General features: G+C 47.1%; 6 protein-coding genes and 1 pseudogene. All 7 read right to left on the bottom strand.

Features of this window, described 5'->3' with window-relative positions:
• Window positions 1–222, bottom strand: a pseudogene (locus tag ACP7IZ_RS12545) (energy transducer TonB); the annotation flags it as partial.
• 103 nt (window positions 223–325) lie between these two features.
• The gene (locus tag ACP7IZ_RS12540; protein ID WP_426849549.1) at window positions 326–2,797 is read right to left on the bottom strand and encodes a TonB-dependent receptor plug domain-containing protein; all 2,472 of its coding nucleotides are present in this window, start codon (window positions 2,795–2,797) and stop codon (window positions 326–328) included.
• A 250-nt stretch (window positions 2,798–3,047) separates the two neighbouring features.
• Window positions 3,048–4,268 carry an MFS transporter gene (locus ACP7IZ_RS12535; protein WP_426849547.1) on the bottom strand — a complete coding sequence of 407 codons (1,221 nt, stop codon included), beginning with the start codon at window positions 4,266–4,268 and terminating at the stop codon, window positions 3,048–3,050.
• 130 nt (window positions 4,269–4,398) lie between these two features.
• Complete coding sequence (locus ACP7IZ_RS12530) at window positions 4,399–5,310, bottom strand: DMT family transporter (protein ID WP_426849553.1); 912 nt, start codon at window positions 5,308–5,310, stop codon at window positions 4,399–4,401.
• Window positions 5,311–5,511: 201 nt separating this feature from the next.
• Window positions 5,512–6,273 (bottom strand): LamB/YcsF family protein, encoded by a 762-nt coding sequence (locus tag ACP7IZ_RS12525; protein ID WP_426849545.1) that lies wholly within the window; start codon window positions 6,271–6,273, stop codon window positions 5,512–5,514.
• Entirely contained in the window at window positions 6,270–7,271 is a 1,002-nt protein-coding gene (locus tag ACP7IZ_RS12520) for a biotin-dependent carboxyltransferase family protein (RefSeq protein WP_426849543.1), read from the bottom strand. The genes ACP7IZ_RS12525 and ACP7IZ_RS12520 overlap by 4 nt, the downstream gene beginning before the upstream one ends.
• Complete coding sequence (pxpB, locus tag ACP7IZ_RS12515; RefSeq protein WP_426849541.1) at window positions 7,268–7,969, bottom strand: 5-oxoprolinase subunit PxpB; 702 nt, start codon at window positions 7,967–7,969, stop codon at window positions 7,268–7,270. Before pxpB ends, ACP7IZ_RS12520 begins: the two co-directional genes overlap by 4 nt.
• Window positions 7,970–8,243: the final 274 nt, after the last annotated feature.

Raw genomic sequence — 8,243 nt, 5'->3', positions numbered from 1 at the left:
CAGCATCTCAGCCTTGATCGGCGGATGCTCAACAGGCACGCTTGCCTTCGTGCCCATCCCATACATCAGACCCCACACACCAGCTCCATGCAAAAGAAGAACCGCTATAAGTGCACCAGCTCCAACCGCACCACCAGCGCGTAGAACATAACGCTCCTTCCCCTCCAGTTGTTGAGCAGCATCACTTTCCAGCTTTTCGGAATGTTCTGAAATATTCTGCATTATGCTCTCGCTGTTTTTGCGCTGGCTTGGGTTGTCTGTTTGAACAACCCAAGGTGTATCAGCCATGATTCTAAAGGCTTAAATGTGAACACCTTCCTTTCCCTTAGAAATCCAAAGAAGTTTTCACATAATACATCCCACCACTGAACCCATACGGAGAATAGGATGCATATTTGGCAAGGCCTTGCTGGGTATTGGCAATGGAGCTTGGCACACGGGTAGGATGTTTATTTCCTACGTTGTTAGCCCCGACACCAACTGTCCACCGAGGGAAAATTTTATAGTCAACTTCTAGATTGGTAATAAAACCGGGATTCTGCTGGAAAGGCACACTGCCTGCCCCCGTTGGGGATGCCATATAGACAATAGAGCCATAACGAAGTTCCTGCGCCATAAAGGACCATTTTCCACGCGTCCAATTTACGCTGATCTGCTCACGATTTTTTGGAGCAGAATGCAAAACCATCATCTTGGTATATTCATTCACCAGATCAGACTTTGCAGAACGAATTTCATTATCCGAGAAGTTGATACCCATGGCAAATCGGAACTGACCAAGATTTTTTGTGTGCAGGGTATAGTCTGCACTCAGATCCCCACCAAATGTCTGCGTATTATACAGGTTTGCATAATATGAAAGTGATGTTGCACTTTCCAGATTTGCATTTTTGAGCATTTCCAGAAGCACAGAGTCATTCTGATCTACTGAATAGGTTTTGGTGCTTCCCATTCTGCCGTTAATGGCAATGTAATACAGGTTGCCTGTGACATGGAAATCATCAACCGGTGTTGAATCAAAACCAATAGAGTAGCTACGGGAATATTCACCCTTCATACTGCCCGCACCAAGATATTTGGCAATATCACTTCCGGCAGGAATCTGATCTACCGTATAGCCCGGATATGGCGCAGAATAGAAGTAGTTCATCGCGCCCAAAGTAGGCGGGCGATACCCCGTATTCACGTTCGCACGAATGGCCCAGCGCTTGTTAAAGTTATAGCGTGTGCCAACAGATCCTGTTTCTACGGTTGCTATGTTGTTATAGCTGCCAACACGCCCACCCAATGTCCATTCCCACTGCTTGGTTACATAGAAATCAAGATTAACGTTACCTTCATAAACATCGCGGTTCTGATAGGTTGCCGCCATGGGAACATTCCCGGGGTGGTCAGTTGCGCCCATCCCGCTCCATGACGCCATTTCACCTTCAACCATTTGGAAGGTATCATGGCGATATTCACCACCAAACCGCAAATTGATAGGACGTGGCGCCCAATCTGGGCGGAACGAACGAGAGCCACGCAAACCAGCTGTTAGTTCTGTTGCAACTGACGCGCCATCATAAAAAGATGTTTGTGTGCTACCCGGTATAGAAACATTTTCAGAATTGGTTGTGCGATAATTTTGCTTATCACGTGCGTAGGTCACGTAAGCATCCCACGCAAAACCAAACTTGCGGGCTTTAATGCCGTTATCCGTTTCAAAATCCAACTGATCCATTGCAATATAAGGCTGGTTGCCAGCAGGATACAGATCAGGATTAATCCACTCATCAGAAGCAGTGTTGGCCCGGTAGGTTTCAGGCACGTTGGCACGTCTGTGAGAAAATGTGGATGTGCTATAGAAATTAAACCCGCTGCTGGCCAATGGCACAGACATGTTTTCACTAATCGTTTCCAGTGTGGATTTTGGAATGCCTAACCCACGCTGAACATTGCGGTTTGCTGTTTCATTTCTGGAATCATCAAACATTGTCCCATAAAAATCGCCACCACGTGTTGTTGGCAACTGATGAGAAATCTGCGCAGCCAGATCCAGATACCCACCATTATGCCCAAGAGCCATGCCATAATTGGCAGAACCATCCAGAGCCTGGCCATCACCCGCGTAATAACCACTGTTCTTGAAATTGACGCTGCCACCATGTGTATCGTGCTTGAGCACAATGTTTACGGCACCAGCAATGGCATCCTGACCGTAAAGAGCAGATGCACCTTCTGTAACAACTTCAATATGATCAATGGCTGAAACTGGAATGAGAGAAATATCAGCGGGTTCACTCCCCCAGTTTGTACCAGAGTTTGAATTGAAATTTGCCCCGATATGGCGACGATGGCCGTTTACCAAAATCAACGTATCATCTGGGGACTGCCCACGAAGCTGCATGGTTTGCACAAATGAACTGGCACCACCACCCGGCAAAGCGGCTGTTGTAATAGCCGGATTTGCCTGCGCCAATGCAGAGAGCACATTTGTCTGCCCAGTTTTTAACAGTTCAGCGCCCGTCACCACAGTCACCTGCGTGGTGCTATGCTTCTGTGTTACTGGGGAAAATACAGAGTTGCTGGAATGCCCACCAACCTCCACAGACTCTTCCCCACCACGTAATGCTGCAAGATTCTTGGTACGTCGCGTTGAAACTGCTTTTGTACTTTTGGTTTTTTTTACAAGAACCTTTTGTGCATTTGCCGTTGTAGATGTTGTATCTGCAGCAAAACCACTTTCTGCCGGAATGAGAGCACCGAATGCCACACTCGCGACAAGCGACAATTCAAACTTTGAGATCCTGGCCATCGCATCACCCTCAAATCCGGTAGGATTAAGAAAATATCTTATGAAATTATGATACGGTTCCGTTACGTTTTGACGTCATATTTAATATTGATATATCTCCCCTGCATTCAAGACAGAGCTTGTATCGGATAGTAACTCCCGGATTTTGCACCATAAAAAATCCCTGCAAAACTGCACTCACAGCTTTCACAGGGATTTCCTCACGCATAAAATAGACACTCTAAAGTATCTATATTCCTCTTTTAAACACTCATCTCATAACAATGGGCTTGCGCACTGTCAGCAATGAAATCAGGCCGGCCAAAACCAGCGTAACCGAACAACTATACCACGCCATATTAAAACTTCCTGTATATGACACAATATATCCTGTCAGAATTGGTGCAGTCAGACCAAGAGCGTTACTAAAAGTAAGTGTAACCCCTGTAACAGAACCTATTTTCTGACCATCTTGCAACATATCGGCCAACATGGCTGTGTTAGCGCCGTTTGCTGCAATTAGGCAGCAAAGAGACAAGGACAAGACAATAAGAATTGGCGTTGCCTGATGAAAGAAAGGGAGAATACCAATCATCGCGCTGCCTATAATACAAAAAGCAACGATAAACCGACGATGACTAGGATCTGAATGATTGCGAAATACGATATGCTCAGCAATACGCCCTAAGATAACGGCCCCCACTGCGCCCAGAACGTAACATCCTGCTGCACCACTTCCGGACCCAATAACGTTAACATGTAGTTCATGAATAAGGTAAAATGGCACCCAGGACATCAACAGAAAATTCAGAAAGTTCTGGGTACATTGCACCACCAAAATGCCGCAAAATGTTGAAGAACGAAAAAGTGCACAAACCTCTGAAAGCTGAATAGGCCGAACACGTGGTTGCGCAGCAGTTTTAGCCGGATTCCTATAAAGGAGCCACCATGCAAGGGCCCACACCAGCCCAATGGCACCCAAGGCCATAAATTCAAACCGCCACCCCACTTTTGAAATCAGATACGCTCCGGCAATTGTGCCTCCGGCCAACCCAATTTGCATACCCGTCAGCAATATTGTCATCACTGTTCCGCGTTCATGCGGCTTGGCCCAGTTCCGAACAATAGTTGCCCCAACGCCAAATGTGGGGGCTTCACCTACCCCCAACAACATGCGTGATAGAATGAACTGTGTAACATTTTGCGTCAGCCCCCCTAGCACCATAGCGCATGACCAAACGGAAACTGCCAAACTACCAACCAAACGTGCACCAACAAGATCTAGAAATATTGTTGAAGGCAAATTCAGCAAGAAATAAGACCAGAGAAAGCTGGAGGATACCCACCCCATCTGCACAGAAGACAATGAAAATTCCTGCCCCAATGCCGGAAGAGAAATAGAAAGGGCTGCGCGGTCTCCATAACTGATGACATACATCAGAAAAATCATAGTGAAGAATATGTATCTTGATGAACCCGCAGCTTTGTTCATATCTTTTCTACCCTTCAACTTCATGGCCCCAAGAACCACCCTGCATCGCGCAGATCATCAATATTACTTACGATACCGAAACATTATGAGCGCAATACGCCTGTCGATAAAAGCAAAAACGTCTTCCGGATTACGCGCCAGATGAAGATTCTGTTTCTAAAACCACTTTTTGCTTTTGTGGTCTTTCGTGCCTCAACATCCATAGGCCTGAACCAATAATCAGCAGACCACCCACAAACATAGCAACACCAGGAATCTCATGAAATCCTAGCCAACCAATCAAAGCTGCCCAAATCAGACCGCAATATGCAAATGGCCCAATGGCTGAAACTTGAGCGGAGGCAAAAGCCTCTGTCTGCAAAACCTGTGCAATTCCGGCAAAAGCACCCACTGCAATAAGACACAACACATCGGCCTGTGTGGGCATTTGCCATACAAAAGGTAAAGCTGCGGCGGTAGCAATTGTCATTAAAATGGCCTGCCACATTGCAATAGTCGTACTTTTTTCTGTTGCTGAGAGCTGCCGGATCTGCATGGTTGTTAATGCGCCCACAGCACCCTGCCCTAATGCAACAGCATAAGCCCATGTAGGAACCGCACTATGGCCAGCCCCTAATAAACCTTTGCCAGTTGCGACAACAATAACCCCAATAAATCCAATGCCGACCGCAACCCATCTTTGAACAGATGGCCGTTCATGCATGAATGGAATAGACAACAGGATGAGAAAAAGGGGTTGTGTATAAGAAAGAACCTGCTGTTCAGCTAACGGTAAATGTGTGACAGCCACAACAGTCATGATCATACTGATAAGGCCCACAACAGAACGAATAACATGACCGCCAAAGTGGTGCGTTTTTAAAACCAATCCGCCACGTAAAGCGATGGCAATAACAAACGGCATTGAAAAGAGGTTTCTAAAAAACACAATTTCAACAACAGAAAGTGTCGAACCTGTAATTTTCTGAAGCGCGTTGAGCAGAGCCGTAAACAGTGTTGCCAATGCAAGCAGATAAGCACCACGCGCCAAATTATGTTGCATCACCATTATCGCTCTGCTCTGGACAGAAACATATCCGCTTTTTTCTGCCCTTTGGCGTTCAAAACCATAGCCCTTTTCTTATCTCTTGCTTCTAAGCACACATGTCTTCACACAGTTATGGCAACTTACTGTGTCGATATCGCTCGTCCCCAAGTTTGGGGATGAATCACCTTTCATGAGAATTCCTGATTCTCTAAAAACTTATTCTTTATCAGCAGCAGCAACTTCTCCGCCCATTGCCGTAACCTGAGCTGCAATGGCTTCTGCCAATTTATCCGAACCCGCTGTATCACTATGCACAAGTATGGAACGCGATTTGATGGGTAAGTACTTGCCATCAATCGTGGTCACATCCCCTGTTTCCAAAAACTGTTTTACGCGCTCTTTAACTTTACCCAGATCGTGAATAACGGCACCTTCTTGCCCTCGCGGCACCAATGCTCCGGTGGATTGATAGGCCCGATCAGCCAGAAAAAGATACCGCACGCGCAAACCTGCTTTTCTGGCGGCAAGATCAATAGGGTGCCCTTCCATGGCTAACATAACCAATTCAGGATCAATTTTTGCAATTACAACGGCTAAGCGGTCTGCCAAATCCTGATCAGCATTCGCCATATTACCAAAAGCCGCATGATAGCTTACATGGCCCACACGCATATCATGCCTGGCTGCAATACCTTTTAACGCGCCAATCTGGTAGGCCAACATAGCTTCCATTTCTTCCGGGCTTACCACCATATTGCGCCGGCCAAACCCCATGCGATCTGGCAGACCGGGATGCGCCCCAATGCTTACCCCCTGCTCCTTGGCAGCTTTTACAACGCGCTCCATAATAAGGTGATCGCCCGCATGAAAACCGCACGCGATATTTGCAGATGAAATCACCTTCATCAGGGCATCATCATTCGCAACAGTCCACCGGCCAAAGCCTTCGCCAATATCAGCGTTCAAATCAATCTTCATGATTTTTTGCCGGTTTTTCCAGCATCCCTTCTGATGAGCGATTTTTTGTAAAGTGCTGCAATATCCTGAATATTATTCAGATAGCCATCAACATCTCGCATGGCCTGCAAGCCTTCTGCTTGATCGCATTGCTGAAACTGAATGTAACTTCCGATACGCGCCTGCGCGAGCCGCCACAAATCAGCATCAATCACTGTTGCAATACGTGGGTAGCCACCAGCAGTATTGGCATCTGCCATCTGCACGATAGGCTCCCCCGCAGGAGGAACTTGAACAAGACCCGGGATAACACCGTAAGAACGTAATTCCACAGGATGCAGAAGCTTCAACGCTCCGCCCTTTAGCCGGTAACCCAAACGATTACTTTGTGCTGTAATCTGCCATGATGCATTCCAGAAGTGCTTACGAGATTCTTCCGTAAACAAATAATAATCCGTGGCTGGAATCACCCGTAATGTTACGGTTTTTTCCTTCTCACAGACCATATTGAGAGCCTGTGAAGGTGGAATAGCGCCAAAACCATCAAGCACACATCCTCCGGCACCTGCCAGTTGATCTCCCTGCTCTAAGGGGCGCCCATGATAGCCACCAAACCCACCACGTAACTGTGTGCTGCGAGACCCAAGAACCTCGGGCACATCAATGCCACCACACACACAAAGGTACATCCGTGCACCAATGGTAGGATGATCAACCGTCAGGGTATCCCCTTCTTGTGCAGATACCACGAACCAAGGCAGAATTTTTCTCTCGCCAAGCGTTAACGCGCCTTCTCCACCCGTCACAACAAAACTGACAGACTTATCGAAGCGAATTTTGAATGGAAATGTCTGCACTTCAATACAGGCCGCATTTGGAGCATTTCCCAACAATGTATTGCCACAGCGCAAAGCCAGCGGATCCATGGCTCCAGCAGTGCTTACACCCAGATGCCGATAGCCAAACCGGCCAGCATCCTGCACACTGTTCAGTACACCTGTTTCAAGAACTGTAATCACGCTTCAATACTTTCGGCATAAAAGCGGATCTGATCCCCCACAGCAAACAAAGCTGGCGGATCACGCTCCGGATCAAACATGACAAGATCTGTAAACCCTATGGAATTCCAACCATTCGGCCCTGTTAAGGCAGAGATACCTGCTTGTGGCCCGCCAATAGTGACAGTGCCAGCTAACATTTTTAAAGAAGGAACAGACTTGCGTGGTGTGGCAAGGCGTGGGTCCAATCCATGCAAGTAGCCAAACCCGGGCACACTGCCCAAGGCACACACTGTATAAAGCGGAGCTTGATGTAATGTGATCACGTCCTGCGCAGACATACCGCAATGCTCTGCTACACGTGGTAAATCGCCCCCTAATTCCCCACCATAGCGCACGCCCACTTCAAACAAGCGGCCTTTAATATGCTTTTCTGGCAGTGTTTCCCATGCCTTACGTAACCAGTTTGCGATAATTTCCGGGTCTTCTGGTGGCACTGAGAAAATCAGCATCAGGTTGGTTACACCCGGCATAACTTCTTCGATATCCGCCCGCTCTGCACAAGCATCCATAAGCGCCCAGATACGCCGCTGACAGGCAAGCGTGAATGCGCCCGGAGCCTCAAACAGCATGGCCCGTGTGCCAATCATGCTGACAGTTGGCGTGTCTGCTAAATGCCCTGATGAATTGTTTTCCAACATGGAGAGAGTGTCTGTCATGAATATACCGCCTTATCACCCCAAGTATGCTTGGAGGATAAACAACACGAGCACTGAAATAAGAGAGCTACCACCAAAGACATCCTGTTTACGGCGTTACGTATTGTATTCGTAACGATAAAGGGAGAGAGCAAAGCCCGGCTAACATTATCTTTGTGTGATGCTATACAATAATCTTATGACCAATTCACAACTTGGACGCATTGGATAATCTTATGACGCAAGATCGAACTCATCTTGGTCAACGCATTATTTCATCTCTAAAGTGAAATGA

This window comes from Acetobacter sp. AAB5 (assembly GCF_050106715.1).
Lineage (GTDB): Bacteria > Pseudomonadota > Alphaproteobacteria > Acetobacterales > Acetobacteraceae > Acetobacter > Acetobacter oryzifermentans.
This window is presented reverse-complemented; position numbering and strand designations above follow the sequence as displayed.

Bases quoted from the DNA above. Each gene is read 5' to 3' on its own strand.
- ACP7IZ_RS12540 (WP_426849549.1), bottom strand. From the start codon at position 2,797: ATGGCCAGGATCTCAAAGTTTGAATTGTCGCTTGTCGCGAGTGTGGCA.
- ACP7IZ_RS12535 (WP_426849547.1), bottom strand. From the start codon at position 4,268: ATGAACAAAGCTGCGGGTTCATCAAGATACATATTCTTCACTATGATT.
- ACP7IZ_RS12530 (WP_426849553.1), bottom strand. From the start codon at position 5,310: ATGCAACATAATTTGGCGCGTGGTGCTTATCTGCTTGCATTGGCAACA.
- ACP7IZ_RS12525 (WP_426849545.1), bottom strand. From the start codon at position 6,273: ATGAAGATTGATTTGAACGCTGATATTGGCGAAGGCTTTGGCCGGTGG.
- pxpB (WP_426849541.1), bottom strand. From the start codon at position 7,969: ATGACAGACACTCTCTCCATGTTGGAAAACAATTCATCAGGGCATTTA.